The 26,311-nt window shown below is 69.7% G+C and carries 23 protein-coding genes, 1 tRNA gene and 1 pseudogene; 10 read left to right on the top strand and 15 right to left on the bottom strand.

Annotated features, from left to right (window positions below):
- Positions 1–56 precede the first annotated feature (56 nt).
- Positions 57–431, top strand: coding sequence for a DUF2237 family protein (locus tag HGN31_RS02290; RefSeq protein WP_036708129.1), 375 nt, complete (start codon positions 57–59; stop codon positions 429–431).
- 49 nt (positions 432–480) lie between these two features.
- Positions 481–1,083 carry a DUF4893 domain-containing protein gene (locus tag HGN31_RS02285; RefSeq protein ID WP_168782202.1) on the top strand — a complete coding sequence of 201 codons (603 nt, stop codon included), beginning with the start codon at positions 481–483 and terminating at the stop codon, positions 1,081–1,083.
- A 31-nt stretch (positions 1,084–1,114) separates the two neighbouring features.
- Here the strand turns inward: HGN31_RS02285 and trpB are convergent, their stop codons facing one another.
- The 12 genes and pseudogenes from trpB to lipB form a co-directional block, all read right to left on the bottom strand.
- On the bottom strand, positions 1,115–2,341 hold the full coding sequence (gene trpB / locus HGN31_RS02280) for a tryptophan synthase subunit beta (protein WP_168782201.1): 1,227 nt from the start codon (positions 2,339–2,341) through the stop codon (positions 1,115–1,117).
- 51 nt (positions 2,342–2,392) lie between these two features.
- Positions 2,393–2,848 carry a GNAT family N-acetyltransferase gene (locus HGN31_RS02275; protein ID WP_168782200.1) on the bottom strand — a complete coding sequence of 152 codons (456 nt, stop codon included), beginning with the start codon at positions 2,846–2,848 and terminating at the stop codon, positions 2,393–2,395.
- Complete coding sequence (locus HGN31_RS02270; protein ID WP_168782199.1) at positions 2,845–3,516, bottom strand: phosphoribosylanthranilate isomerase; 672 nt, start codon at positions 3,514–3,516, stop codon at positions 2,845–2,847. Before HGN31_RS02270 ends, HGN31_RS02275 begins: the two co-directional genes overlap by 4 nt.
- 36 nt (positions 3,517–3,552) lie before the next feature.
- Entirely contained in the window at positions 3,553–3,978 is a 426-nt protein-coding gene (locus tag HGN31_RS02265) for a lipopolysaccharide assembly protein LapA domain-containing protein (RefSeq protein WP_168782198.1), read from the bottom strand.
- Between the two features lie 105 nt (positions 3,979–4,083).
- Positions 4,084–4,359, bottom strand: a pseudogene (gene ihfB, locus HGN31_RS02260) (integration host factor subunit beta); the annotation flags it as partial.
- Positions 4,360–4,558: 199 nt separating this feature from the next.
- Positions 4,559–6,238 (bottom strand): 30S ribosomal protein S1, encoded by a 1,680-nt coding sequence (rpsA, locus tag HGN31_RS02255; protein ID WP_036700651.1) that lies wholly within the window; start codon positions 6,236–6,238, stop codon positions 4,559–4,561.
- Positions 6,239–6,441: 203 nt separating this feature from the next.
- Positions 6,442–7,749 (bottom strand): MFS transporter, encoded by a 1,308-nt coding sequence (locus HGN31_RS02250; RefSeq protein WP_168782197.1) that lies wholly within the window; start codon positions 7,747–7,749, stop codon positions 6,442–6,444.
- A gap of 177 nt (positions 7,750–7,926) precedes the next feature.
- Entirely contained in the window at positions 7,927–8,418 is a 492-nt protein-coding gene (locus tag HGN31_RS02245) for a DUF2244 domain-containing protein (protein ID WP_036700650.1), read from the bottom strand.
- Positions 8,408–8,860: a VOC family protein gene (locus tag HGN31_RS02240; RefSeq protein WP_036700648.1), complete on the bottom strand. Its 453-nt coding sequence runs from the start codon at positions 8,858–8,860 to the stop codon at positions 8,408–8,410. The genes HGN31_RS02245 and HGN31_RS02240 overlap by 11 nt, the downstream gene beginning before the upstream one ends.
- A 63-nt stretch (positions 8,861–8,923) precedes the next feature.
- Complete coding sequence (locus HGN31_RS02235) at positions 8,924–10,603, bottom strand: cytochrome c oxidase subunit I (protein WP_168782196.1); 1,680 nt, start codon at positions 10,601–10,603, stop codon at positions 8,924–8,926.
- Between the two features lie 302 nt (positions 10,604–10,905).
- Positions 10,906–11,454: a c-type cytochrome gene (locus HGN31_RS02230; protein WP_036700645.1), complete on the bottom strand. Its 549-nt coding sequence runs from the start codon at positions 11,452–11,454 to the stop codon at positions 10,906–10,908.
- 125 nt (positions 11,455–11,579) lie between these two features.
- Positions 11,580–12,287 carry a lipoyl(octanoyl) transferase LipB gene (lipB, locus tag HGN31_RS02225; RefSeq protein WP_168782195.1) on the bottom strand — a complete coding sequence of 236 codons (708 nt, stop codon included), beginning with the start codon at positions 12,285–12,287 and terminating at the stop codon, positions 11,580–11,582.
- 315 nt (positions 12,288–12,602) lie between these two features.
- On the opposite strand from lipB, the gene metH reads away from it, so the two are divergent.
- The 8 genes from metH (at position 12,603) to HGN31_RS02185 (ending at position 23,542) form a co-directional block, all read left to right on the top strand.
- On the top strand, positions 12,603–16,343 hold the full coding sequence (metH, locus tag HGN31_RS02220) for a methionine synthase (protein WP_168782194.1): 3,741 nt from the start codon (positions 12,603–12,605) through the stop codon (positions 16,341–16,343).
- A 49-nt stretch (positions 16,344–16,392) separates the two neighbouring features.
- Positions 16,393–16,479 (top strand) — tRNA-Leu (locus HGN31_RS02215).
- 192 nt (positions 16,480–16,671) lie between these two features.
- Positions 16,672–17,778, top strand: a complete 1,107-nt coding sequence (locus HGN31_RS02210; RefSeq protein WP_036731119.1) for an ABC transporter ATP-binding protein — start codon at positions 16,672–16,674, stop codon at positions 17,776–17,778.
- Between the two features lie 37 nt (positions 17,779–17,815).
- Positions 17,816–18,895, top strand: a complete 1,080-nt coding sequence (locus HGN31_RS02205; protein ID WP_036708104.1) for an ABC transporter substrate-binding protein — start codon at positions 17,816–17,818, stop codon at positions 18,893–18,895.
- Positions 18,896–19,004: 109 nt separating this feature from the next.
- Positions 19,005–20,081 carry an ABC transporter substrate-binding protein gene (locus HGN31_RS02200; RefSeq protein ID WP_036708102.1) on the top strand — a complete coding sequence of 359 codons (1,077 nt, stop codon included), beginning with the start codon at positions 19,005–19,007 and terminating at the stop codon, positions 20,079–20,081.
- A 61-nt stretch (positions 20,082–20,142) separates the two neighbouring features.
- Entirely contained in the window at positions 20,143–21,231 is a 1,089-nt protein-coding gene (locus HGN31_RS02195; protein ID WP_168782193.1) for an ABC transporter substrate-binding protein, read from the top strand.
- A gap of 16 nt (positions 21,232–21,247) precedes the next feature.
- Positions 21,248–22,564, top strand: coding sequence for an ABC transporter permease (locus HGN31_RS02190; protein WP_168782192.1), 1,317 nt, complete (start codon positions 21,248–21,250; stop codon positions 22,562–22,564).
- A gap of 6 nt (positions 22,565–22,570) precedes the next feature.
- Complete coding sequence (locus HGN31_RS02185) at positions 22,571–23,542, top strand: ABC transporter permease (RefSeq protein ID WP_168782191.1); 972 nt, start codon at positions 22,571–22,573, stop codon at positions 23,540–23,542.
- A gap of 149 nt (positions 23,543–23,691) precedes the next feature.
- On the opposite strand, the gene HGN31_RS02180 is transcribed toward HGN31_RS02185, so the two are convergent.
- Genes HGN31_RS02180 through HGN31_RS02170 form a run of 3 tightly spaced genes read right to left on the bottom strand, consistent with a single transcriptional unit; the run spans position 23,692 to position 26,308 of the window.
- Positions 23,692–24,636 carry an AEC family transporter gene (locus HGN31_RS02180; protein WP_168782190.1) on the bottom strand — a complete coding sequence of 315 codons (945 nt, stop codon included), beginning with the start codon at positions 24,634–24,636 and terminating at the stop codon, positions 23,692–23,694.
- Positions 24,633–25,457 (bottom strand): MBL fold metallo-hydrolase, encoded by an 825-nt coding sequence (locus HGN31_RS02175; protein WP_168782189.1) that lies wholly within the window; start codon positions 25,455–25,457, stop codon positions 24,633–24,635. Before HGN31_RS02175 ends, HGN31_RS02180 begins: the two co-directional genes overlap by 4 nt.
- Positions 25,454–26,308, bottom strand: coding sequence for a TatD family hydrolase (locus HGN31_RS02170; RefSeq protein ID WP_168782188.1), 855 nt, complete (start codon positions 26,306–26,308; stop codon positions 25,454–25,456). The genes HGN31_RS02175 and HGN31_RS02170 overlap by 4 nt, the downstream gene beginning before the upstream one ends.
- Positions 26,309–26,311: the final 3 nt, after the last annotated feature.

Here is a 26,311-nt window from a genome sequence, read left to right as displayed (position 1 = left end):
CAGCGCCCCGGTCCGGCCGCCGCAACCCGCGCCGCCCTCACCGGAAAGGACAGACGATGGAGCCTTCGCGCAACGTCCTCGGCACGCGGCTCGAGCCGTGCTCGACCGACCCGCTCACCGGCTTCTATCGCAACGGCTGCTGCGACACGGGGCGCGAGGACGCGGGCAGCCACACCGTCTGCGTGATCGTCACGGCCGAGTTCCTCGCGCTCTCGAAATACCTCGGCAACGACCTCTCGACCCCGCGCCCCGAGTACCGCTTCCCCGGCCTCAAGCCCGGTGACCGCTGGTGCCTCTGCGCCGCGCGGTTCCTGCAGGCGGCGCAGGAGTACGCCGCCCCGCAGGTGGTGCTCGAGGCCACGCACATCCGCGCGACCGACATCGTGCCGCTGGAACTGCTGCGCGCCCATGCGGTTGAGCGGGACCGCTGACGGCGGCTCAACTCTGCCGCCCAAGCCATTGACCGACAAGGAGATTTCCATGACCCGCCTCGCCCTTGCCGCAGTGATTTCGCTGCTTCCGCTGACCGCCACGGCCGCCGACCCGCTGGCCGATGGCACCCGGATCCGCCCCGAGGATGCCGCCCGGCTCGAGGCGCTCGACCGGGCGACCGGGGCGGCGCTGCGCCAGGCGCTGGGGCAGGGCAGCGCGGCCCAGGCGGCCGACGCGGCCGACACGCTGCGCGGCACGGCGCTGGCGGCCACGCCCGAGGCGCTCATCGGCGACTGGTCCTGCCGGATGACCAAGATCGGCGGGTTACAGGCGTCGGTCAGCTATCCGCCGTTCCGCTGCGCCATCACCCGCGACGGCACCGCGCTGCGTTTCGAGAAGCTGACCGGCTCGCAGCGCACGAGCGGGACGCTGCACCATGACGGCGGTGTCTGGGTCTACCTCGGCTCGACCTTCGTCGCGGGCGAGGCGCCGCGCCCCTATGCCGACTTCCCCGACGACATGGACACCCAGGGCACCGAGACGCTGCCCGATGTCGGCGTGCTCGAGCCGATCGACGCGGACCGGGCGCGCATCCTCTTCCCGCTGCCCTACCGCGAGTCGGTGCTGAACGTCCTCACGCTCACCCGCTGACGGGACACCGGCAACGGCGGGCGACCGAGGCTCAGCCCTCGATCGCCACGCCCAGGTGCCGTGCGACGGTGAAGATGTCCTTGTCGCCGCGCCCCGAGAGGTTGACCACGATCAGGTGCTCGCGCGGCAGGTCGGGCGCGATCTTGGCCACATGGGCCAGCGCGTGGGCGGGCTCGAGCGCCGGGATGATCCCTTCCGTCTCGCAAAGCTGGGTAAAGGCCGCGAGCGCCTCGGTGTCGGTGACGCTCACATACTCGGCCCGGCCCATGTCCCGCAGCCACGCGTGCTCGGGGCCGATGCCGGGATAGTCGAGCCCGGCCGAGATCGAGTGCCCCTCGAGGATCTGCCCCTCGTCGTCCTGCAAGAGATAGGTGCGGTTGCCGTGCAGCACGCCCGGCCGCCCACCGGTCAGGCTCGCGCAATGCTGCATCGTCTCGTCCACGCCCTTGCCGCCGGCCTCGACCCCGATGATCCGCACGTCGCGGTCGTCGAGGAAGGGGTGGAACAGCCCCATCGCGTTCGACCCCCCGCCGATCGCGGCGATCACCGTGTCGGGCAGGCGTCCCTCGGCCTCCATCAGCTGCGCCCTGGTCTCGCGGCCGATGACGGTCTGGAAATCCCGCACCATGCCCGGATAGGGATGCGGCCCCGCCACCGTGCCGATGCAGTAGAAGGTGTCGCGCACGTTCGTCACCCAGTCGCGCAGCGCGTCGTTCATCGCGTCCTTGAGCGTCCCACGGCCCGAGCGCACCGGCACCACCTCGGCGCCCAGAAGCTTCATGCGGAACACGTTGGGCTGCTGGCGCTCGACGTCGTGGGCGCCCATGTAGACCACGCATTTCAGCCCGAACTTGGCGCAGACGGTGGCCGTGGCCACCCCGTGCTGGCCGGCGCCCGTCTCGGCGATGATCCGGGTCTTGCCCATCCGCCGGGCAAGCAGGATCTGCCCCAGCACGTTGTTGATCTTGTGGCTGCCGGTGTGGTTCAGCTCTTCGCGCTTGAGATAGACCGTGGCGCCGCCCAGCCGCTCGGTCAGCCGGTCGGCGCGGTAAAGCGGCGAGGGGCGGCCGACATAGTTGCGCCACAGGTCGTCCATCTCGGCGGCGAAGGCGGGGTCGTTGCGGGCCCGCCCATATTCCGCCTCGAGGTCGAGGATCAGCGGCATCAGCGTCTCGCTGACGAAGCGGCCGCCGAAGATGCCGAAGCGGCCCTGTTCGTCGGGGCCCGACATGAAGCTGTTGACGAGATCCTCGGCCATGCGCGCGCTCTCCTGGCTGGGCCGCGCGCCAAGGGGCAGAGGGGCGCGGGGCTAGAGGGTCTTCTTAAATCCGATGTGCGAGGGCGTAAACCCGAGCCGCTGGTAGAAGCGCTGCGCATCCGTCCGCGCGGCATTGGTGGTGAACTGCAGGAGCGTCGCACCCCCGGCGCGCGCCCGCGCCTCGGCATCCGCGATCAGCGCCGCGCCGAGGCCCCTGCCGCGGCGTTCGGCGGCGACGCGGACCCCCTCGATCTGCGCCCGCCGCGCGGCCGAGAGCGACAGCCCGCTGATCAGCGTGATCTGGTAGCAGGCGACTACGCGGCCCTCGGCCTCGGCGACGATCAGGCGGTTGTCGCCCTCGCGCCGCATGGCGTCGAAGGCGGCGAGATAGGGGGTGAGGTCGGTGCCCTCGCGCCCGCGTCCGAGCACATCGTCGGCCAGCAGCGCCACCACGGCCGCGACATCGGCGCGGGTCGCCTCGCGCCACACGGGCGGGACAGGGGTCATGGAGACCCGGCGCCGGCCTCGGCCGCCGCATCCGCCCCGGCGGCGCGGGCAAAGGCGCGTATCAGGTCCGCGTCCTTGACGCCGGGCGCGCTCTCGACCCCGGACGAGACGTCCACGGCCGGCGCGCCCGTCAGGCGGATCGCCTCGGCCACGTTGTCCGGCGTCAGCCCGCCGGCCAGCATCCACGGCTTGAGGAACCGCCGCCCGACCAGCAGCCGCCAGTCGAAGGCGAGCCCGTTGCCGCCCGGCAGCGCCGCCCCCGGCGCGGGCTTGGCATCGACCAGCAGCAGGTCGGCCACCAGCCCGTAATCCCAGAGCCGGTCCAGATCGGCGGGCGCCGCGATCCCCACCGCCTTCATCACCGGCAGCCCGGTGCGCGCCCGCACCTCGGCCACCCGCGCGGGGGTCTCGCCCCCGTGCAGTTGCACGATGTCGAGCGGCACCTCGGCCAGCACCGCGTCGAGCGCCTCATCCGTCGGGTTCACGAACAGCCCCACGCGCGCCAGCCCCTCGGGCATGGCGCGGGCGAGGGCGGCAGCGCGCGGGACGTCGAGATGACGCGGCGAGCGGGGAAAGAACACGAGGCCGCCGAAGCGCGCCCCCGCCGCGGCGGCGGCGGCGGCATCCTCGGCGCGGGTCAGGCCGCAGATCTTGACGGCGGCGCTCATGCGGCGCGGCTTGTAGAGAGGGTGAGGGTCACGCGCTCAGCGCCGGACCAGCGCCGGCGCATTGGGGGTGCCGGGGGTCGTCGCGGTGGGCGCCGGAGCGGTCCCGACAGGACGGCGCGGCGCGTCCAGAATCGCCAGCACCTCATCGCGCGGCGCGGCGTGGGTGGTGCGCAGCCCGCCCACCTCACGCTCGAGCCGGGTCAGCTCGTGCGCCCGCCGCGCCGATTCCTGGCGCAGATGCGCCTCGCGCATCCACTCCCACACCAGCCCGAGCAGCATCCCGATCAGCAGCGACAGCAGGATGACAAGGAAAAGCGGCATCCGCGCCGCCCAGCCGCCGCCGAAATAGGCGTCGAGCTGGCCCGGGAACAGCCCGACCCTCACCAGCTGGCGGTTGGCCAGCGCCACCGTCAGCAGCGCCAACGCCAGCACCGCGACAAAGATCATGCGAAGATAGCGCATCCCGAACTCTCCGATTCATTCCGGCCCGGTACGCGCGTTGCGCCGCGCGCGGGCGCCCAAGAGCTGATCCGACAGGACTTGCCGCGCTCTGCCGTCGCTGTCCAGCCCGTTCAGCCGATCCCGCAGCAGCTTGCCGGTCTTGAAGAACGGGACGTGCTTCTGTTCGACCTCGACCGCCTCGCCGGTGCGCGGGTTGCGGCCCATGCGGGCGTCGCGCTTCTTGACCGAGAACGCGCCGAAGCCGCGCAGCTCGACCCGGTCGCCGCGGGCCATCGCCCCGGTGATCTCGTCAAAGACGGTGGCCACGATCCGTTCGACGTCGCGCTGGACCAGATGCGGGTTCTCGTCGGCGATCTTCTGGATCAGTTCGGACCGTATCATCGTTGCAAAACCCTTCATGCCTGGAACTGGGGGGCGAGGGTCCATGAGCTGCACCATGGACCGGCGCCGAGACTTGTCGCCCAACGCCGCGTCTCGGCTAAAGGTTGCAGAGGTTTCGCGCAACCCGCTGCCGCTGCACATGAAATGGCCGCCCCCACGCAAGGCGGGGGCGGCCGGTGTCTTCAGTCCAAGCCTCGGCTCAGCCGCGCGACTTCAGCGCCGCGCCGAGGATGTCGCCCAGCGACGCGCCCGAATCGGACGAGCCATACTGCTCGACGGCCTCTTTCTCTTCGGCGATCTCGCGCGCCTTGATCGACAGGCCCAGACGACGGGTCTTGGTGTCGATGTTGGTCACGCGGGCGTCGACCGTGTCACCGACCGAGAAGCGCTCGGGGCGCTGGTCCTGACGGTCGCGGGCCAGATCCGAGCGGCGGATGAACGACTTGACGCCGTTGTATTCCACCTCGATCCCGCCGTCCTCGATCGCCGTCACCGTGACCGACACGACCGAACCGCGCTTCACGCCGTCCACGGCCTCGGTCATGGTGTCGTTCTCGAGCGCCTTGATCGACAGGCTGATGCGCTCCTTGTCGGTGTCGACCTCCTGCACCACGGCCCGGACGACGTCGCCCTTGCGGTAGTTCTGGATCGCATCCTCGCCGCGCTGGTCCCACGACAGGTCCGACAGGTGCACCATGCCGTCGATGTCGCCGTCGAGACCCACGAACAGACCGAACTCGGTGATGTTCTTGACCTCGCCCTCGATCTGGGTGCCGGCCGGGTGGGTTTCGGCGAACACTTCCCACGGGTTGCGCATGGTCTGCTTGAGACCCAGCGACACGCGGCGCTTCTGCTCGTCGATCTCCAGCACCATGACGTCCACCTCCTGCGAGGTCGAGACGATCTTGCCGGGGTGCACGTTCTTCTTGGTCCAGCTCATCTCCGAGACGTGGACGAGACCCTCGATCCCGGCTTCCAGCTCGACGAAGGCGCCGTAGTCGGTGATGTTGGTCACGCGGCCCTTGTGGACCGAGCCGATCGGGAACTTCTCGGCCACCGTATCCCACGGATCGGACTGAAGCTGCTTCATGCCCAGGCTGATGCGGTGGGTTTCCTTGTTGATCTTGACGACCTGGACCTTGACGGTCTCGCCGATCGACAGGATCTCGGACGGGTGGTTGACGCGGCGCCAGGCCATGTCGGTGACGTGCAGCAGGCCGTCCACACCGCCCAGGTCCACGAAGGCCCCGTATTCGGTGATGTTCTTGACCACGCCGTCCACGACCTGCCCCTCGTGCAGGTTCGAGATGACCTCGGCGCGTTGCTCGGCGCGGCTCTCCTCGAGGATCGCGCGGCGCGAGACGACGATGTTGCCCCGGCGGCGGTCCATCTTGAGGATCTGGAACGGCTGCTTGAGACCCATGAGCGGGCCCGCATCGCGCACCGGACGCACGTCGACCTGCGAGCCGGGCAGGAACGCCACCGCGCCGCCGAGGTCGACGGTGAAGCCGCCCTTGACGCGGCCGAAGATGGCGCCGTCGACGCGCTCTTCCTTGGCATAGGCCTGCTCGAGCCGGTCCCACGCCTCTTCGCGGCGGGCCTTCTCGCGGCTGATCGAGGCCTCGCCCCGGGCGTTCTCGACGCGGTCGAGATAGACCTCGACCTCGTCGCCGACCGACAGGTTGGGCTCTTCGCCGGGGGCTGCGAATTCCTTGAGATCGACGCGGCCTTCCATCTTGTAGCCGACGTCGATGATGGCCTGGCCCGCCTCGATGGCGATGACCTTGCCCTTGACGACCGAACCTTCGTCCGGGGTGTCGATTTCGAAGCTTTCGTTGAGGAGGGCTTCGAATTCCTCCATGGTCGCGGCTTTTGCCATGCGGCTGATCAATCCTTTGACGTTGTTGCGGGCCGGGCGGTTGGCTCCGCCGGTCTGGTGATTGGCAGGCCCGTGGCAACGACAAAGGGTCGCGGCAAATTGCCCGACCCGAGTTCAAGCGGCCTGTTGTGGCCCCGTCACACCATCCCGTCGCCCGGGACTGGCGCGCGTATAGCGCAGACGGGCGCGCGGGGCAAGCCGCGCTAGGCCGCGCCGGGGGGGCGGCCCGCGGCCTCGGCCGGCGGCACCACCGCGCCGCGCGGCCGGTAGGCCCAGAGGATCGCCAGCGCCAGCACCATCATCGCCGCGGCGGCGACGAAGGGCATCCCCGGCGCATAGATCGGGGTGCTCTCGCGGGTGAAGAAGGCAAAGATCGCCGTCATGATCAGCGGCGAGATCCCCATCGCGATCGCCGCGACCGAAGAGAGCACGCCCTGCAGCTCGCCCTGCTGGTCGTCGCGGGCGATGTTGGACATGATCTGCTGCAGCGCCGGCCCGCCCAGCCCGGCGATGGCGGCAAGCGGCGTGAAGGCCAGCGCCAGCACCGGGTTGGTGACCACCCCGTAAAAGAGGAAGGCCACGATCTCGAGCGAGAAGCCCAGGATCACCGTCCGCCAGACCCCGAAGCGGCGGATCGCGGGGCCGACCAGCACGCCCTGGACGAAGGCCATGGCGATGCCGAAGGCTGCCAGCGACAGCCCGATGTGCAGCGGGTCCCAGCCGAAGCGCGCCTTGCCGAAGAAGCTCCACACCGCGGGATAGACATAGCCCGCGAGGTTGAAGAGCGCGAAGACCGCGAGCAGCGGGCGCAGCCCCGGCAGCCGCCCGATGGCCGCGAACGAGGCGAGCGGGTTCGCGCGCGCCCACGAGAACGGGCGGCGGATCGAGCGGGTGACGGTCTCGGGCAGCACGAACCAGCCGAAGACGAGGTTCGCCGCCGCCAGCGCGCCCGCGATCCAGAACGGCGCCCGCAGGTCGATGACCGAGGCGAGGCTGCCGATCACCGGGCCGAGCACGAACCCGACGCCGAAGGCCGCGCCGATCAGGCCGAAGTTGCGGCCCTTTTCCTCGGGCGTCGAGATGTCGGCCATGTAAGCCGCGGCGGTGGCATGGGTGGCGGCCATGATCCCGCCGATGATCCGCCCGATCAGGATCAGCGTGACGGTGTGCGCGACCGCCAGCAGGATATAGTCCATCGTCATGACGAAGAGCGCGGTCAGCATCACCGGCCGCCGCCCGTAGGCGTCCGAGAGGTTGCCCACCACCGGCCCGAACAGGAACTGCATGGCCGAATAGGCTGTCCCGAGGATCCCGCCCCAGACCGCCGCCCCGGCGAGGTTCTGGCCGGTCAGCTCTTCCAGCAGGTTCGGCATGACCGGGAAGATCAGCCCCATGCCGGTCGCGTCGATCAGCACCGTGAGCAGCACGAACATCCGCGCCGCCCGCCCGCCCTTGCGGCGGAACGCGGCGCGGCGTCGGTCGGCGCGGCTGCGGGGCAGGGTGGTGGTCATGGTCGGGTGATCTGGTCGGGCGAACTGCAGGGGCAAGGGGCGGGGCGCGCGTGACGCTCTCTGCCACGCCCGGGCGGTCGGCGAAAGCCTGTTGTGGCGCGGCAGGCGCCGCGCGGGCGGACGCGCGGGGTGCGGCTCGGCCAGTGGCTCAGCACCATAAGGCCGCGTTATCAGCCGTCAGCGCGGCGCCCGCACCTCGGCCAGCGCGTCCTCGATCTCGGCCCGCAGCGCCCGCCGCTCGGCGGGGTCGAGAAAGGCGCCGAGCTCGATCTCGCGGCTGCCGTCGGTCAGGGTCAGGTAGTCCTCGACCGGCCCGTCCCGGCGCAGCGCGAGGCGCACCCAGTAGGGATTGGCCTGCCACACCCGGTCGGCCCGTCCTGGATCGCGGCGGGTCACGGTCAGGCGCGCGGGCTCCAGCACCACCTCCTCGCGCGTCCCGCCGTTCTGCCAGCCGTGCTGCACCCCGCGCCACAGCCCCCACAGCGCCAGCGCCGCGAACGGCAGCAGCCCCCACATCACCGCCCGCCCGATCACCGCGACGAGCGGCAGCACCAGCGCCGCCGCCGCCCCGCCCATGACCCAGACGAAGCCCTCGGGCGTCAGCGAGCGGTGGCGCCAGAGCAGCACCCGCCGGCCCTCGGCAGAGGCGGGCTGCCACTCATAGGGCATGGCCGCCCTCCGCCGCAGGGCCCGCGCAGGGGCGGGTGCCCTGCGGCTCCGAAAAGCGCAGCAGGCAGCCTTCGGGGTCCGCAACGATGAACTGCCGGACGCCGATCTCGACCGCGCCGGCGCGGTACCACATCTCCTCGACCGGCAGGGCCAGCGGATGATCCCCCATCGCCGCCAGCACCGGCGCGAGCGCGGGCACCGTGATCTCGAGGTTGAGACCGCGCCCGAACGGCCGGTCGGCGGCCGTCAGGTCGGCGTCGAAGTTGCGCCCGGTCCGCATCCCGTCCAGCATCACCTCGGCCGCCTCCGGCGCCTCGCCCAGCCGCAGCAGGGCGAATTCGTCCTCGGGGCGGGCATGGACGACCGCCCAGCCGAGCCTGAGATAGAACGCGAGCGCGGCCGGGAAATCCGACACGCTCAGCTCGGGGACCAGCGCGGGCATCCTCACCTCCGACAGAAAAACGGCCCCGGATCGCTCCGGGGCCGCTTCAACCTCAGCGCACGCTCAGTGGGCGCGGGCGTGGTCCCAGTCCTCGCGCTTGGGCAGCTGCTCGAACGTGTGCTCGGGCGGCGGCGAGGGCAGCGTCCACTCCAGCGTGTCCGCGTACTCGTTCCAGTAGTTGTTCTCGGTCACGCGCTTGCCGGCGAAGAGAGTGTAGAACACCACGCCGATGAAGAACAGGAACGAGGCGAACGAGAGATAGGCGCCGATCGACGAGATGTTGTTCCAGTAGCCGAAGGCCTCCGGGTAGTCGATGTAGCGGCGCGGCATCCCCTCGCGGCCCAGGAAGTGCTGCGGGAAGAACAGCAGGTTCGAGCCGATGAACATCGCCCAGAAGTGCAGCTTGCCCGCCCACTCGGGGTACTGCCGGCCCGACATCTTGCCGATCCAGAAATACACCCCGGCGAAGATCGCATAGACCGCGCCCAGCGACATCACGTAGTGGAAGTGCGCCACGACGTAATAGGTGTCGTGATAGACCCGGTCGAGCGGGGCCTGGCTCAGCACCACGCCGGTCACGCCGCCGACGGTGAACAGGAACAGGAAGCCGAAGGCCCAGAGCATCGGCGTCTTGAACTCGATCGAGCCGCCCCACATCGTGGCGATCCACGAGAAGACCTTGATGCCGGTCGGCACCGCGATCGTCATCGTCGCCAGCATGAAATAGGCCTGCTGGGTCAGCGACAGGCCGGCGGTGTACATGTGGTGCGCCCACACGACGAAGCCGAGGATCGCGATCGCGGCCATCGCCAGCACCATCGGCAGATAGCCGAAGATCGGCTTGCGCGAGAAGGTGGCGATGACGTGGCTGATGATCCCGAAGCCCGGCAGGATGATCATGTAGACCTCGGGGTGACCGAAGAACCACAGGATGTGCTGGTAGAGCACCGGGTCGCCGCCGCCGGCGGGGTCGAAGAAATGGGTGCCGAAGTTGCGATCCATCAGCAGCATGGTGATGGCGCCGGCCAAGACCGGCAGCGACAGCAGGATCATCCAGGCGGTGATGAACACCGACCAGGCGAACAGCGGCACCTTGAAGAGCGTCATGCCCGGGGCGCGCATGTTCAGGAAGGTGGTGATGATGTTGATCGCGCCCAGGATCGACGAGGCGCCCGAGACGTGGACGGCGAAGATCGCCAGATCCATCGAATAGCCGCCCTCGGTGGTCGACAGCGGCGGGTAGAGCACCCAGCCCACGCCCGAGCCGTGCCCGTCGTTGCCGCCCGGCGCCAGCAGCGAGGCGATCCCCAGCGCGACGCCGGCGACGTAGAGCCAGTAAGAAAGGTTGTTCAGCCGCGGGAACGCCATGTCCGGCGCGCCGATGTGCAGCGGCATGAAGTAGTTGCCGAAGCCCCCGAACAGCGCCGGGATGACGACGAAGAACATCATCAGGACGCCGTGATAGGTGATCATCACGTTCCACAGATGCCCGTTCGGGGTGCAGACCTCACCGGCCGCGGCGGGGATCAGGCGCGCCCCCTCGAGGCACATGTACTGCACCCCGGGATGCTGCAGCTCCATCCGCATGTAGACGGTGAAGCAGACCGAGATCAGCCCGACGACGCCGGCGGTGAAGAGGTACAGGACCCCGATGTCCTTGTGATTGGTGGACATGAACCAGCGGGTGAAGAACCCGCGGGTGTCATGGTGCTCACCGTGGCCGTGAACGGCGGCGTCAGCCATGCGAATGCTCTCCTCAGAATCGGACCCGGCCCGGCTGGCGTGGCCGGCGGACTCCGGTCCGGTTCTAGGTCACGAATTCGAGTGAGGCAATGCGTCCGCGCAGCGGCGGCCGCAGATAAATGCAGCGGTGCCGACCGGCGGGGGCAGGGAGGCGATCCGGCTCAGGTCGCGCCTCGGCTAGCCCGCGCGGGGGCAAGAGGAACGCCCCGGATGCGTCCTGCATCCGAGGCGCGCTGTCAGGTCACTCAGGCCAGCGTGGCCGAGGCGCCGGTGGGGCGGAGCCGAGGCCCGCCCGCCGCGGCTCAGTTCGAGGCCGGGGCCGCGGGCGCCGCGCCAGCCGCCGGGGCCGCCGCCGCAGGGGCTGCCGCAGCCGGGGCCGCTGCCGCAGGCGCCGCCGCGGCAGGTGCCGCACCGGCGGCCGCGCCGGCGTCCGGCGAGTGCTGGGTGAGGAAGGCGATCACGTCCGCCTGACCCTTGGCGAGCTTGAAGGTCATCTTGGTCTTCAGCTTGTTGTCGCCGGTCTTTTCCTGCGTGTAGCTGTTCGGGTCGGTGATGTAGTGCATCAGGTCCTCGGGCGACCACACCTCACCGGCCTCGCCCAGCTTCACCAGCGCGTCCGAGTACTTGAAGCCCTCTTCGGTGCCCGCCTTGCGGCCGACGACGCCGTAGAGGTTCGGGCCGGTCTTGCCGCCCTTCACGATGTCGGTCCCGTCGGGCGCCTGCACCATGTGGCAGGCCTTGCACTTGTTGAATTCCTTCTCGCCCTTGACGGGGTCGCCCGCGGCGTCTTGGGCTGCGGCCGGAACGGCCAGGGCGAACATGGCGAGAGTGGCGTAAAGGCTGATCTTCATCGGGTCGTCCTTCCAGGGCGTTTGACGTTTGCTTGCGCGGCGCAGCGGCCCCTCGGGCGCGCCGTCATGAACAGCTCATAGCACCGCCTGCAATCCCGCAACACGACATAAGTCAAAGGGTTCGGTCAACCGGCAAAATGTCGCGGGAACGTGACCCTGAGCGCGGCGTCCAGATCCTCGATCCCGACCGGCAGGCCGAGATCCACGAGGCTCGTGACCCCGTGCCCGCTGATCCCGCAGGGGACGATTCCCGCATAATGCGACAGGTCCGGCTCGACGTTGATCGACAGGCCGTGAAAGCTGACCCAACGGCGCAGCTTGATGCCGATGGCGGCGATCTTGTCCTCGCGCATCGTCCCGCCGGGTAGGGGCGGGCGGTCCGGGCGGGCGATCCACACCCCCACCCGGCCCTCGCGGATCTCGCCCCGCAGCCCGAACCCCGCCAGCGCGTCGATCACCCACCCCTCGAGCGCCTGCACGAAGGCGCGCACGTCGCGCCCGCGGCGGTTGAGGTCGAGCATCACATAGACCACCCGCTGCCCCGGCCCGTGATAGGTGTACTGCCCGCCGCGCCCGGTGGGGTGGACCGGAAACCGGCCAGGATCGGTCAGGTCCTCGACCCGGGCCGAGGTTCCCGCGGTATAGAGCGGCGGATGCTCGACCAGCCACAGCGTCTCGGGCGCCGTGCCGGCAAGGATCGCCGCCACCCGCGCCTCCATCCACGCCACCGCCTCGGGGTGGCCGACGGGTTGGAAGGTGAGCAGCCATTCCACCGCGCTCCCCTCGAGCGGGGGCAGCGTCACGGTGTCGGGGGTGGGAAGCGGCGAGGTCATGGCGCCGAGGTGGCCCGACCCGGCGCCGCGCGCAAGGGGGCGTGGGCGGTGTCCGAGGCTGGTGGCGCGCGGTCGGCGGGTTTGCACGATCGTTCGCGTGAACTGTGCATGAACGCGGCATGAACATCAGGCGAACGGTGCACGGGATGTGTAGTGCCGTTTTCGCGGTGATCGCTGGTCGTCTCGCTGCCGGCGCCGTCGCGTCCCAACCCCGCAACGTGAAGCCCGCTCAACTTCACCCCGCACAACATGAGTTTTCCATTTTCCCCCGCGCGGCCTATATCCACCGCAAACCGCCCGCCCGGAGTCCGTCCCATGCCCCGCCTCTCTCCCGCCTTCGACGCCATCCGCGCCGCCGCCCGCGAGCGCATCCTGATCCTCGACGGGGCGATGGGCACGCAGATCCAGAACCTGCGCCTGGGGGAGGCGGATTTCCTTGGGGAATCAAGCCGTTCCGGGGGATGCGGCTGCCACCTGCACGCCGACCACCCGCAGCAGGGCAACAACGACCTGCTGAACCTCACCCAACCCGAGGCGATTGAGGCGATCCACCTGCGCTATGCGCTCGCCGGCGCCGACATCGTTGAAACCAATACGTTTTCCTCGACCACCATCGCCCAGGCCGACTACGGGATGGAGGGGCGGGTGTTCGAGCTGAACCGCGAGGGCGCCCGCCTCGCTCGCCGTGCCCTTAACGCGGCGACCGCGCAGGACGGCCGCCCGCGCTGGGTCGCGGGGGCGCTGGGGCCGACGAACCGCACCGCCTCGATCAGCCCCGACGTCAACGACCCGGGCTTCCGGGCCGTCACCTTCGACCAGCTTCGCGCGGCCTATACACAGCAGATTCAAGGTCTTGTCGCGGGCGGCGCGGACCTGATCCTGATCGAGACGATCTTCGACACCCTCAACGCCAAGGCCGCGATCTTCGCCGCCGAAGAGGTCTTTGCCGAGACCGGCCTGCGCCTGCCGGTGATGATCTCGGGGACGATCACCGACCTCTCGGGCCGCACCCTCTCGGGCCAGACGCCCACCGCCTTCTGGCACTCGGTGCGCCACGCGGCCCCCCTGACCATCGGCCTCAACTGCGCCCTCGGCGCGACCGCGATGCGCCCGCATCTTGCTGAATTGTCAGGCGTTTCGGACACGCTCATCTGCGCCTATCCGAACGCCGGCCTGCCCAACGAGATGGGCGAATACGACGAATCCGCCGCCCAGATGGCCGCCCAGATCGCCGGCTTCGCCGACGAGGGGCTGGTCAACGTGGTCGGCGGCTGCTGCGGCTCGACGCCCGAGCACATCGCCGCCATCGCCGCCGCCGTCGCCGGCAAGTCGCCCCGCCAAGTCCCTGACATCGCACCGAAACTGCGCCTCTCGGGGCTCGAGCCCTTCGTCAAGACCGAGGCCATCCCCTTCGTCAACGTGGGCGAGCGCACCAACGTCACCGGCTCGGCCCGCTTCCGCAAGCTCGTCACCGCGGGCGACTATCCCGCCGCGCTCGACGTGGCCCGCGACCAGGTCGAGAACGGCGCCCAGATCATCGACATCAACATGGACGAGGGGCTCATCGATTCGGCCGCCGCCATGACCGCCTTCCTCAACCTCATCGCCGCCGAGCCCGACATCGCCCGCGTCCCGGTGATGATCGATTCCTCGAAATGGGAGGTGATCGAGGCCGGGCTGAAATGCGTCCAGGGCAAGCCGGTGGTGAATTCGATCTCGCTCAAGGAAGGCGAGGCCGCGTTTCTCGCCCAGGCGCGGCTCTGCCGGCTCTACGGGGCGGCCGTCGTCGTCATGGCCTTCGACGAAACCGGCCAGGCCGACACCGAGAACCGCAAGGTCGAGATCTGCACCCGCGCCTACAACCTGTTGACCGAGATGGGTTTCCCGCCCGAGGACATCATCTTCGACCCCAACATCTTCGCCGTGGCGACGGGGATCGAGGAACACGACAACTACGGCAACGACTTCATCGGCGCGACCCGGCGCATCACCCAGACGTTGCCCCACGTCCATGTGTCGGGCGGCGTCTCGAACCTGTCCTTCAGCTTCCGCGGCAACGAGCCGGTGCGCGAGGCGATGCACGCGGTGTTCCTGTATCACGCGATCCAGGCCGGGATGGACATGGGGATCGTCAACGCCGGCCAGCTCGCCGTCTATGACCAGATCGACCCCGCCTTGCGCGAGGCCTGCGAGGACGTGGTGCTGAACCGCCGCCCCGCCGCCGGCGGCTCGGCCACCGAGCGGCTGCTGGAACTCGCCGAGCGGTTCCGGGGCGAGGGCGGCGCGAAGGGGCGGGAAAAGGACCTGCGCTGGCGCGACTGGCCGGTGGACAAGCGGCTCGAGCACGCGCTGGTCAACGGCATCACCGAGTACATCGAGGCCGACACCGAAGAGGCGCGGCTTGCCGCCGAGCGTCCGCTGCACGTCATCGAGGGGCCGCTGATGGCGGGGATGAACGTCGTCGGCGACCTCTTCGGCGCCGGCAAGATGTTCCTGCCGCAGGTGGTCAAGTCGGCCCGCGTGATGAAGCAGGCGGTCGCCCACCTGCTGCCCTACATGGAGGCCGAGAAGGCCGGCGGCGGCGCCCGCTCGGCCGGCAAGATCCTGATGGCGACGGTCAAGGGCGACGTCCACGACATCGGCAAGAACATCGTCGGCGTCGTGCTGTCGTGCAACAACTACGAGATCATCGACCTCGGCGTGATGGTCCCGGCGACGAAGATCCTCGAGACCGCGCGGGCCGAGGGGGTGGACGTGATCGGGCTGTCGGGCCTCATCACGCCGTCGCTCGACGAGATGGTCCATGTCGCCGCCGAGATGGAGCGCGAGGGCTTCGACATCCCGCTGCTGATCGGCGGGGCGACGACCAGCCGGGTGCATACGGCGGTCAAGATCGACCCCCGCTACCGCGCCGGGCAGACCGTCTATGTCACCGACGCGAGCCGCGCGGTGGGCGTCGTGGCGAACCTGCTGGGCGAGGCAAAATCCGGTTATGTCAGCCAGTTGCGGGCCGAATATCAGGATGTGGCTGAACGTCACGCCCGCGGCCAGACCGACCGCGAGCGCCTGCCGCTGACGGCGGCGCGCGACAATGCGCTGAAGCTCGACTGGGCGGCCTACCGGGCGACCGCGCCGCAGTTCACCGGCCCGCGGGTGGTGGAGGACTGGGATCTGGCCGAGATCGCCCGCTACATCGACTGGACCCCCTTCTTCCAGACATGGGAGATGAAGGGCGTCTATCCGCGCCTGCTCGACGACCCGAAGCAGGGCGAGGCGGCGCGCGCGCTCTTCGCCGATGCGCAGGCGATGCTGGCGCGGATCATCGACGAGGGCTGGTTCAAGCCCCGCGCGGTGGTGGGCTTCTGGCCCGCCAACGCGGTGGGCGACGACATCCGCCTGTGGACCGGCGAGGACCGCACCACGCCCCTCGCCACCCTGCACACGCTGCGCCAGCAGCTGCCCAAGCGCGACGGGCGGCCGAACGTGGCGCTGGCGGACTTCGTGGCGCCCGAGGGGCAGGCGGACTGGGTCGGCGGCTTCGTCGTCACGGCGGGGGACGAAACCGCCCGCGCCCAGGCCTACCGCGACGCGCATGACGACTTCTCGGCGATTCTCGTCCAGGCGCTGGCCGACCGCTTCGCCGAGGCGATGGCCGAGATGCTGCACGAGCGGGTGCGGCGCGCCTACTGGGGCTATGCCCCGGACGAGGCGCTCTCGACCGAAGAGCTGGTCGCCGAATCCTACCCCGGCATCCGCCCGGCGCCCGGCTATCCCGCGCAGCCCGACCACACCGAGAAATCCACCCTCTTCTCGCTGCTGGCCGCGACCGAGGCCACCGGCGTCGAGCTGACCGAGTCGATGGCGATGTGGCCAGGGGCGTCGGTCTCGGGCCTCTACATCGCCCATCCCGGCGCCTATTACTTCGGCGTGGCCAAGGTCGAGGCCGATCAGGTCGAGGATTACGCCGCCCGCAAGGGCATGAGCCTGGCCGAGGCCGAGCGCTGGCTGGCGCCGGTGCTGAATTATCTGCCGGGACGTGTCGTCGCCGCCGAATGACCCCTTTTCAAACCCGGCGGGCGCGGCTATGTCACGCCCACCACGGAATGCGGTCGTGGCGGAATTGGTAGACGCGCAGCGTTGAGGTCGCTGTTCCCTAACCGGAGTGGAAGTTCGAGTCTTCTCGACCGCACCATGAATGAGGGGCGCTCCGGGCAACCGGGCGCCCCTTTTTCCTGTCCGAAGCGCCCGCTCGCTGTCGCAATCCTGCCACCGAAATGACGCAAGCCTGCCGCGTTCATCGGCCCCTGACCGCTAGATTCGGATTGCGGCGCAAGGTGATCGCCGCTTAGTCTCGCACCGCATCGGACCGACCAAGGAGGGGCGCGTGGGTACGTCTTCGGCCAGGAGCGACGGTTTCGTCGTCTTCGACCATGTCCAGAAAAGCTATGACGGCCAGTCCCTTGTGGTGAAGGACCTCAATCTGGACATCGGCAAGGGCGAGTTCCTGACGATGCTCGGGCCGTCCGGGTCGGGCAAGACGACCTGCCTGATGATGCTTGCCGGCTTCGAGACCGCGACCAACGGCGAGATCCGTCTGGACGGCAAGAACATCAACGACGTCCCGCCCCACAAGCGCGGCATCGGCATGGTATTCCAGAGCTACGCACTGTTCCCGCACATGTCGGTGGGCGAGAACCTCGCCTTCCCGCTCGAGGTGCGCGGGATGGGCAAGGCCGAGCGCGAGAGCCGGATCGCCCGCGCGCTCGACATGGTGCAGATGGGCAAGTTCAAGAACCGCCGCCCGGCGCAGCTCTCGGGCGGCCAGCAGCAGCGCATCGCGCTGGCCCGGGCGCTGGTGTTCGACCCCAAGCTGGTGCTGATGGACGAGCCACTGGGCGCGCTCGACAAGCAGCTGCGCGAGCATATGCAGTATGAAATCAAGGCGCTGCACGAGAATCTGGGAATCACCGTGGTCTATGTGACGCATGACCAGGGCGAGGCGCTGACCATGTCGGACCGGATCGCGGTCTTCAACGACGGTCGCATCCAGCAGCTCGCGCCGCCCTCCGAGCTCTACGAGAAGCCGCAGAACAGCTTCGTCGCGGGCTTCATCGGCGAGAACAACAAGCTGTCTGGCGTGATCGAAAAGCTCGACGGCGAGCGCGCGGTGGTGCGCCTGCCGAACGGCGAGCTGATCGACGCGACCGCGGTCAACGTCCGCGAGGCGGGCCAGCCGACGCTCGTCTCGATCCGCCCCGAGCGGGTCGAGTTCAAGCCCGAGATGATGCCGCAGGGTGCCCACACCATCGACGCCGAGGTGCGCGACGTGATCTACATGGGCGACATCCTGCGGGCCCGGATGAAGGTGGCGGGCAGCGACGAGTTCGTGATGAAGTTCCGCAACACGCTGGGCCAGACCCGGCTGTCGCCCGGCCAGCACATCCGCATCGGCTGGAACCCGCAGGATGCCCGGGCGCTCGACCCGGTCTGACAGACCCAATCAACGACAAGACCAACAGGAGAGAGACATGAAGAAGCTGCTGATCTCGACCACCGCGCTGGTGGTGCTCGCCGGCGCTGCCTCGGCGCAGGACAAGGTCCTGAACGTGCTCGACTGGGGCGGGGCCTACGGCGAAAGCCACAAGGTCGCCTATAACGCCCCGTTCGAGGAAAAGACCGGCATCAAGATCACCGTGACCGACGCCGACAACCCGGCCACGCCGATCAAGGCGATGGTCGAGGCGGGCAACGTCACCGCCGACGTGGCCTCGGTCGAATATGCCGACGCGGTGCGGCTCTGCGACGAGGGCGCGCTGGAGCAGATCGACCCGGCGATCCTTTCGGCCGGTCCGGGCGGTGAGGCGGCCAAGGACGACTTCATCGAGGGCGCGGTGACCGAATGCTTCGTCGCCACTGACGTCTATTCGATGGTGCTGGCCTATGACGACAGCAAGTTCGCCGACGCCAAGCCCGCCACCCCGGCCGATTTCTTCGACACCGCCAAGTTCCCGGGCAAGCGCACCATGCGCAAGGGCGCCAAGTTCAACCTCGAGCTGGCGCTGATGGCCGATGGCGTGCCGGCGGCCGAGGTCTATCAGGTTCTGGGCACCCCCGAGGGCGTGGACCGCGCCTTCAAGAAGCTCGACACCATCAAGAAGGACGTGATCTGGTGGGAGGCCGGCGCCCAGCCGCCGCAGCTGCTGGCGGATGGCGAGGTGACGATGGCCTATGCCTTCAACGGCCGGATCTTCAACGCCGCCGTGGGCGAGGGCAAGCCGTTCAAGATCATCTGGGACGGCCAGATCTACGAGATGGAAGGTTGGGTGGTGCCGAAGGGCGCGCCGAACAAGCAGAACGCGATGGACTACATCGCCTTCTCGACCGAGGCGCCGCAGCTGGCCAAGGCAGCCGAGCAGATCAGCTACGGCCCGCCGCGCAAGTCGGCCTCGGGCCTCGTCGGCAACATCGCCGGCAAGGACCAGCCGATGGGGCCGCACCTGCCGACCTCGCCGGAGAACCTCGAGAAGGGCCTGAGCTCGAACCTCGACTTCTGGGTCGATCATGACGGCGAGCTGAGCGAGCGCTTCAACGCCTGGCTGGCTGGCTGACGAACGGTTGCAATGGTCCCCCGCGCCGCGTGGTGCGGGGGGTATCCGGGCCGCCGATGCGGGCCTGACCGGCGCCGGCGCCCATTTTCGTGGAGGGGAAAGAGACATCATGAAGACCAGACTGATCCTCGGCACCGCGCTGGCGCTGATCGCCGCGCCCGCCCTGGCCGAGGGGCCGCTGAACGTCACGACCTACGGCGGCGCCTTCGCCAAGACGGTCGAGGAGGCCTACGTCAAGCCGTTCAGCGAGGCGACCGGCATCCAGACGAGCGTGCTCGACGCCTCGGACCCGCCCGCCAAGCTCAAGGCCGAGGTCGAGGCGGGCAACATCACCTCGGACGTCTATGAGGTCGAGCAGTCGGACGTGATCCGGCTGTGCGACGAGGGGCTGATCGAGCCGATCGACCCGGCGGCGCTGGCCAAGGGCGCGGACGGCTCGGCCGCGGCCGACGACTATCTGCCGAGCGCGCTGAACGAGTGCGGCACCGCGATCATGGTCTGGTCCACCGCCATCGCCTATGACAAGGACGCCTTCCCGAACGGCGCCCCGCAGACGGTCGCGGATTTCTTCGACACCGCCAAATTCCCCGGCAAGCGCGGTATCATCAAGCGGCCGAAATACGCGCTCGAATTCGCGCTGCTGGCCGATGGCGTGCCCGCGGCCGAGGTCTATGACGTGCTCTCGACGCCCGAGGGCGTGGACCGGGCGTTCAAGAAGCTCGACACGATCAAGGGCGACGTCGTCTGGTGGGAAGCCGGGGCCCAGGCGCCGCAGCTTCTTGCCGACAAGGAGGTGTCGATGACGCTGGCCTACAACGGCCGGATCTTCGACGCCATCGTGGGCGAGGGCAAGAACTTCGGCTTCGTCTGGGACGGCGTGAACCTGGACATGGACTACTGGGTGATCCCCAAGGGCGCGCCCGGCAAGGACGCGGCGATGAAGTTCATCGCCTTCGCCTCGGACCCCGCGCGTCAGGCCGTGATGTCGAGCATGATCGCCTATGGCCCGTCGCGGAAGTCGGCGGCGGCCAGCGTCGGGAAGTACAAGGACGGTACGACCGACATGGCGCCCTATCTGCCCTCGACGCCCGAGAACGCCGAGAAGGGGCTGGTCAACGACGCCGCCTTCTGGGCCGACCACGGCACCGAGCTGACCGAGCGCTTCAACGCCTGGCTCGCCAGCTGATCCCGCGCGCCGGGGCGCCCCGTCGCGGGCGCCCCGGTCCCCAACTCACGGACCCCTCGCCATGCTGATGCGCCTTGCCCTTCTGCCGCTGCTCGTCTCGGTCGCCCCGGTGCCCTGGGCGGGCGCGGGTGAGCTGCGGGTGCTGTCCTGGGGCGGCGATTTCTCGGCCGCGCAGGAGGTGGCGATGGCCCGCCCCTTCACCGAGGCGACCGGGACGATGGTGCGGTTCTCGGACAGCGACGACCCCCACGGCATGGTCCACGCCGAGGTGCAGGCCGGCAACGTCACCACCGACGTGGCCAGCGTCGGGCAGGGGGCCGCGATGCGGCTGTGTGACGAGGGCGAGGTCGAGCCGATCGACCCCGCCACCCTCGTCCCCGCCCCGGACGGCACGGCCGCGGCGGCGGATTTCATGCCCGGCACGCTCGGGCCGTGCTTCGTGCCGACCGACATCTATTCGACCGTCATCGCCTATGACGCGCGCCGCGCCGCGCCGACGCAGGCGGCGGATTTCTTCGACCTGACGCGCTTCCCCGGCCGCCGTGGCCTGTCGCGCACCCCGCAGTTCACGCTCGAGCTGGCGCTGCTTGCCGACGGCGTCCCGCGCGAGCAGGTCTACCCGCTGCTCGCCACGCCCGAGGGGCAGGACCGCGCTTTCGCCAAGCTTGACACGATCAAGCACGAGGTCGTCTGGTGGGAGGCCGGCGCCCAGCCCGTGCAGCTTCTCGCCGATGGCGAGGTGGCGATGGCCGCGGCCTATAACGGGCGCATCTTCAAGGCGGCCGAGGTGGACGGGCTGCCGCTGGCGATCCTGTGGGACGCGCAGATCTACGAACTCGAGGGCTGGGTGATCCCCAAGGGCGCCCCGAACCGCGCCGGCGCGCTGGCCTTCGTCGCCGCCTCGACCGCGCCCGAGCCGCTGGCGCGCTTCGCCGAAGAGCTGCCCTACGGTCCCCCGCGGCTCTCGTCGCAGGCGATGGTGGGCAATTTCGCGGGCACCACCAAGCGCGGCGCGCCGGTGCCGATGACCCCGCATCTGCCCACCGCCCCCGCCAACGTCGCCACCGCCCTGGCGGTTGATCCGCAGTTCTGGGCCGAACACGAGACCGAGCTGCGCGAGCGTTTCGCCGCCTGGCTGGCCGCGGGCTGAGAGGAAGGACCCGAGCATGGCATCTGCACTCGACCCCCACGCCGCCGTGGTCGCCGGCGCCTCGGGCGCCAGCCCGACCGTGACCGCCCCCGGCGCGCCACTGACCACCGCCGACGGCCGCCCGCTCGCCCGGGCGCTGGCGCGCAGCCAGGCCAAGGCGCGGCGCCGCGCCTTCCTGCTGGTGCTGCCGCTGCTGACGTTCATCGTCATCACCTTCGTGATCCCGATCGGGCAGATGCTGCACCGCTCGATGTACAACGACGGGTTCTCGGCCAACATGCCGCAGACCTCGGCGTGGTTTGCCGCGCACAAGCCCGGCACCCAGCCCGACGAGGCCGCCTTTGCCGCGCTCGCCGCCGACCTGAAGGCCGCGGCCGACAACCGCACGGTGGGGATCGTCGGCACGCGCATCAACTATGACGTGCCGGGCACGCGCTCGCTCTTCACCGCCACCGGGCGGAAGGCGCGCGACGGGTTCGAGCCGCCCTACCGCGAGGCGCTGCTGGACGCCGACCCGAAATGGGGCGAGCCGATGCTGTGGCGGGCGATGCGCAATGCCTCGACGGCCTACACCGCGAACTTCTACCTCGCCGCGGTGGACCGGACCCGCGACGAAGCCGGCAACTTGGTGATGGCCCCTCCCCAGCAGCAGGTCTACGTGATGCTGTTCAAGCGCACGCTGATGCTGTCGCTGCTGATCACCTTCACCACCTTCCTGCTCGGCTTCCCGATCGCCCATCTGCTGGCGACGCTGCCGATGCGGAAGTCGAACCTGCTGATGATCCTCGTGCTGCTGCCGTTCTGGACCTCGCTTCTGGTGCGGACCACGGCGTGGATGGTGCTGTTGCAGCAGCAGGGGGTGATCAACGACCTGCTGGTGTGGCTGGGGGTGATCGGCAACGAGCAGCGTCTGCAGATGATCTACAACCAACTCGGCACGGTCATCGCCATGACCCACATCCTGCTGCCGTTCATGATCCTGCCGCTCTATTCGGTGATGCGGACCATCAACCCGAGCTACGTGCGCGCCGCCAAGTCGCTGGGCGCGACCTCGTGGACGGCGTTCCGGCGGGTCTATTTTCCGCTGACGCTGCCGGGGCTGGGGGCCGGGGCGCTGCTCGTCTTCATCCTCGCCGTGGGCTACTACATCACGCCCGCGCTGGTCGGCGGCTCGACCGGGCAGCTCATCTCGAACATGATCGCGATGCACATGACCGAGACGCTGAACTGGTCGATGGCGGCGGCGCTGGCGGCGATCCTGCTGGGTGCGGTGCTGGTGCTCTACTGGATCTACGACCGGCTGGTCGGGATCGACAATCTCAAGCTGGGGTGATCCGACATGGCGCTGCCCACCTACGCCTCGCCGCTCGAGCGGGTCTGGCACTGGACCTACATCGCGATCTGCGTGGCGATCTTCGTGTTCCTGATCGCGCCGATCATCGTGGTGATCCCGCTCAGCTTCAACGCCGAGCCCTACTTCACCTTCACCGAGAAGATGCTGTCCTTCGACCCGGACGGCTATTCGATGCGCTGGTACGACACGCTGCTGACCTTCGGGATGTCACGGGCCGACGCGCCGCGCGACGCGAGCTGGTGGGCGGACGCCTGGGCCAACGCCAAGTGGCTGAACGCGGCGAAGAACTCGCTGATCGTCGGGTTCTTCTCGACCATCCTTGCCACCGTGCTGGGGACGCTGGCCGCGCTCGGGCTGTCGCGGCCCGAGATGCCGTTCCGGCGGATCATCATGGCGGTGCTGATCTCGCCCATGATCGTGCCGATCATCATCACCGCGACGGGGATGTTCTTCTTCTACTCCTCGACCTGCGTGGACACGACAAGCACCATCGGCCGGCTGCTGGCGCCGATCCTGTCGAACTCGGGCTGCCTCGCCAACACCTATCTCGGCGTGATCCTTGCGCATGCGACGCTCGGGATTCCCTTCGTCATCATCACCGTGACGGCGACGCTGATCGGCTTCGACCAGTCGCTCAACCGGGCCGCGGCCTCGCTGGGGGCGAACCCGCGGACCACGTTCTTCAAGATCACCATGCCGCTGATCCTGCCCGGCGTGATCTCGGGGGCGCTGTTCGCCTTCGTCACCTCGTTCGACGAGGTCGTCGCGGTTCTCTTCATCGCCGGCCCCGACCAGCAGACCATCCCGCGGCAGATGTGGAACGGTATCCGCGAGCAGATCTCGCCCGCCATCCTCGCGGTGGCGACGCTGCTGGTGATCTTCTCGATCGCGCTGCTGGCGACGGTCGAGGTGCTGCGGCGCCGCGGCGAGCGGCTGCGTGGCCTGACCCCGGCTTGAGGGCGCGTGGGTGGGGTCGACGACCCCACCGCCCGGCGCTCGGCCGGAGCCCCCCAGAGCCTCGCCGCGTTCGACCACGCCGTGGGGCCGCATTGCTGCGTTCAGGACGACCCCCCCGGCCCGGCGTGAGGCCGTTCCGGCGTCCGAGCCTAGGGCAGCAGCGCGAGCCACCCCCAGATCGTCAGGATCGACAGCGCCGTGGCGATGAGGACCGAGGACGCCGCCGACCGGATCGCCGACTGGTAGAGGTTGGCAAACAGATAGGCATTGACCCCCGGCGCCATCGCCGCCGTCACCACCGCCGAGCGCAGCCCCGCCACGGGCAGGCCCAGCATCTGCCCCAGCCCCCAGGTCAGCGCCGGGTGCAGGATCAGCGAGCAGGCGCAGATGAGCGCGATCGAGGCCGCGTCGCCCTGCGGCTTGTAGCGCAGCAGCACGCCCCCCAGCGCAAACAGCGCCGCCGGCAGCGCCGAGCGGGCGATCATCTCGACCGCCGCCCAGAACCCGCCCGGCAGCACCAACCCGGCCATAGTCAGCACGTTCATCGTCAGGCCGCTGAGGATGCCGATCACCAGCGGCGTCCTGAGCACCCCCCTGAGCGCCCGCCCCGCGACGCGCCCCGCCGAGACCCCGGTGCCGCGGGCGCGCGTGAACTCCATCACCGTGATCCCGAGCGTGTAGAGCATCGGCGAATGCAGCGCGATGATGGCGAAGTTGCCGGCGAGCGACTCGGTGCCGTAGGCGCGCTCCATGATCGGGATGCCGAGCAGCAGCGAGTTCGAGAAGAGGCAGGCGAAGGCGACGGCGACGGAATCCTCGGGGCTCCGGCCGATGACGCGGCGCGCGACGACCCAGCCGACGAGGAACGAGGCGAGCGCGCCGGCGTAGAACGACACCAGCAGCCGCGGGTCGAACTCGGCCGAGAGGTCCAGCGCCGCCATCGACTTGAAGAGCAGCACCGGCACGCCGAAGTTCTGCGCATAGCGCTGCAGCCCGTCCACCGCGGCCGGCGCGAAAAGCCCCCGCCAAGCCACGAGATAGCCGAAGCCGATGACCAGGAAGACCGGCAGGATGACGTCGAAGAGCGCCGTCACAGCCGGATGTCCATCCCGTCATGGGCCGGGACGATGTGGTCGGGGGTCTCGGCCATGACGGCGTCATGGTCGAGGTCGATGTGCATATTGGTCAGCACCCCGCGCCGCGCCCGCGACCGCGCGATCCACTCCAGCGCCAGCGCGAGATGCGCGTGGCTCGGGTGCGGGGTGTAGCGCAGGGCGTCGCAGATGAAGACCTCGGGCTCCATGATCGCGGGCCAGGCCGCCTCGGGGATTTCCAGGACGTCGGGCAGATAGACGAGGGCAGGGGCGCCCGCGCCGGCGCTGATCCGGAACCCCAACGCCGGGGTGCCGCCGTGATCGACGGTGAAGGGGGTGAGGTGCAGCGCGCCGCCGGCGCCCTCGATCGCGAAGGGGCCGTCGATCCGGTTCAGCGTCACGATCGGCGGATAGCCCGAGCCGGGCGGCGTCTCGAAGACATAGCCGAAGCGGGTCCGCAAGGCGGCCTCGGTCGGGGCGTCGGCCCAGCCGGGCAGCAGGCTGTGGCGGTTGTGGACGATCTGGCGCAGGTCGTCGATGCCGTGGATGTGGTCGGCGTGGGCATGGGTCCACACCACCCCGTCCAGCAGCCCGACGCCCGCGTCTGTGAGCTGCGGCACGAGGTCGGGGCCGGTGTCGACCAGCACCCGCGTGACGCCGCGGGGGCCGTGGCGCTCGACCAGCAGCGCGCAGCGGCGGCGGCGGTTCTTCGGGTTTGCCGGGTCGCAGGCGCCCCAGTGCCCGCCGAGCCGCGGCACGCCGCCGGACGACCCGCAGCCGAGGATGACGGCGCGAAGCTGCCCCTCGGCCGGCGCGCTCACCCCGTAACCCCCGCGGCGCGCGTGAACAGGCGGTCGAAGTTGGCGCTGGTCAGGGCGGCGAACGCGGCCTCCTCCATCTCGAACAGCGCCGCGCCCACCCTGGCGGTGTGGGCGACGTAGGCGGGCTCGTTCCGCTTGCCGCGGTGCGGGGGCGGGGCGAGGTAGGGGGCGTCTGTCTCGACCAGGATGCGGTCGCGGGGGGCGGCCGCGAAGATCTCGCGCAGCTCGGTCGAGCGCGGGAAGGCCGCGATGCCCGACATCGACAGGTAGAAGCCGATCCCGAGCGCCGCCTCGGCCAGCGCCGGCCCCGAGGTGTAGCAGTGCATCACGCCGGTAAAGCCGCCCGCCGCGTGCTCGCGGGTCAGGATCGCCGCCATGTCGTCGTCGGCGTCGCGCGCGTGGATGATGAGCGGCAGGCCCGTGCGGCGCGCGGCCTCGATGTGCACCAGCAGGCTCTCGGCCTGCCGGGCGGCGCTTTCGGCGGTGTAGTGGTAGTCGAGCCCGGTCTCGCCGATGCCCACGAATTTCGGGTGACGGGCGAGGGCGACGAGATCCTCGACCGTCGCCAGCGGCTCTTCGGCGGCATACATCGGGTGGGTGCCGGCGGCGTAGAAGACGCCGTCATGGGCTTCGGCGATGGCCCGGACCGAGGGTTCCAGCCGCAACCGGGTGCAGATCGTCACCATCCGGGTGACGCCTGCGGCGCGGGCGCGGTCGACCAGCGCCGGCAGCTCGCCGGCGAAATCGGGGAAATCGAGGTGGCAGTGGCTGTCCACGAGCTGCGGACGGTCCGCAGGGTTCTGCGCCACGGGTTCGGGGGACCGGGCGGGCCGGGGTGCGTCGGTGCTCATCGG

The organism is Paracoccus sanguinis, from assembly GCF_012689545.1.
GTDB lineage: Bacteria > Pseudomonadota > Alphaproteobacteria > Rhodobacterales > Rhodobacteraceae > Paracoccus > Paracoccus panacisoli.
The sequence above is the reverse complement of the archived record's forward strand: the minus strand, read 5'-3'. Positions and strand labels throughout refer to the sequence as shown.

What these genes read in the sequence shown, in the direction of transcription:
- HGN31_RS02290 (WP_036708129.1), top strand. Translation starts at nt 57, where the DNA reads ATGGAGCCTTCGCGCAACGTCCTCGGCACGCGGCTCGAGCCGTGCTCG.
- HGN31_RS02285 (WP_168782202.1), top strand. Translation starts at nt 481, where the DNA reads ATGACCCGCCTCGCCCTTGCCGCAGTGATTTCGCTGCTTCCGCTGACC.
- trpB (WP_168782201.1), bottom strand. Translation starts at nt 2,341, where the DNA reads ATGGCCGAGGATCTCGTCAACAGCTTCATGTCGGGCCCCGACGAACAG.
- HGN31_RS02275 (WP_168782200.1), bottom strand. Translation starts at nt 2,848, where the DNA reads ATGACCCCTGTCCCGCCCGTGTGGCGCGAGGCGACCCGCGCCGATGTC.
- HGN31_RS02270 (WP_168782199.1), bottom strand. Translation starts at nt 3,516, where the DNA reads ATGAGCGCCGCCGTCAAGATCTGCGGCCTGACCCGCGCCGAGGATGCC.
- HGN31_RS02265 (WP_168782198.1), bottom strand. Translation starts at nt 3,978, where the DNA reads ATGCGCTATCTTCGCATGATCTTTGTCGCGGTGCTGGCGTTGGCGCTG.
- rpsA (WP_036700651.1), bottom strand. Translation starts at nt 6,238, where the DNA reads ATGGCAAAAGCCGCGACCATGGAGGAATTCGAAGCCCTCCTCAACGAA.
- HGN31_RS02250 (WP_168782197.1), bottom strand. Translation starts at nt 7,749, where the DNA reads ATGACCACCACCCTGCCCCGCAGCCGCGCCGACCGACGCCGCGCCGCG.
- HGN31_RS02245 (WP_036700650.1), bottom strand. Translation starts at nt 8,418, where the DNA reads ATGCCCTATGAGTGGCAGCCCGCCTCTGCCGAGGGCCGGCGGGTGCTG.
- HGN31_RS02240 (WP_036700648.1), bottom strand. Translation starts at nt 8,860, where the DNA reads ATGCCCGCGCTGGTCCCCGAGCTGAGCGTGTCGGATTTCCCGGCCGCG.
- HGN31_RS02235 (WP_168782196.1), bottom strand. Translation starts at nt 10,603, where the DNA reads ATGGCTGACGCCGCCGTTCACGGCCACGGTGAGCACCATGACACCCGC.
- HGN31_RS02230 (WP_036700645.1), bottom strand. Translation starts at nt 11,454, where the DNA reads ATGAAGATCAGCCTTTACGCCACTCTCGCCATGTTCGCCCTGGCCGTT.
- lipB (WP_168782195.1), bottom strand. Translation starts at nt 12,287, where the DNA reads ATGACCTCGCCGCTTCCCACCCCCGACACCGTGACGCTGCCCCCGCTC.
- metH (WP_168782194.1), top strand. Translation starts at nt 12,603, where the DNA reads ATGCCCCGCCTCTCTCCCGCCTTCGACGCCATCCGCGCCGCCGCCCGC.
- HGN31_RS02205 (WP_036708104.1), top strand. Translation starts at nt 17,816, where the DNA reads ATGAAGAAGCTGCTGATCTCGACCACCGCGCTGGTGGTGCTCGCCGGC.
- HGN31_RS02200 (WP_036708102.1), top strand. Translation starts at nt 19,005, where the DNA reads ATGAAGACCAGACTGATCCTCGGCACCGCGCTGGCGCTGATCGCCGCG.
- HGN31_RS02195 (WP_168782193.1), top strand. Translation starts at nt 20,143, where the DNA reads ATGCTGATGCGCCTTGCCCTTCTGCCGCTGCTCGTCTCGGTCGCCCCG.
- HGN31_RS02190 (WP_168782192.1), top strand. Translation starts at nt 21,248, where the DNA reads ATGGCATCTGCACTCGACCCCCACGCCGCCGTGGTCGCCGGCGCCTCG.
- HGN31_RS02185 (WP_168782191.1), top strand. Translation starts at nt 22,571, where the DNA reads ATGGCGCTGCCCACCTACGCCTCGCCGCTCGAGCGGGTCTGGCACTGG.
- HGN31_RS02170 (WP_168782188.1), bottom strand. Translation starts at nt 26,308, where the DNA reads ATGAGCACCGACGCACCCCGGCCCGCCCGGTCCCCCGAACCCGTGGCG.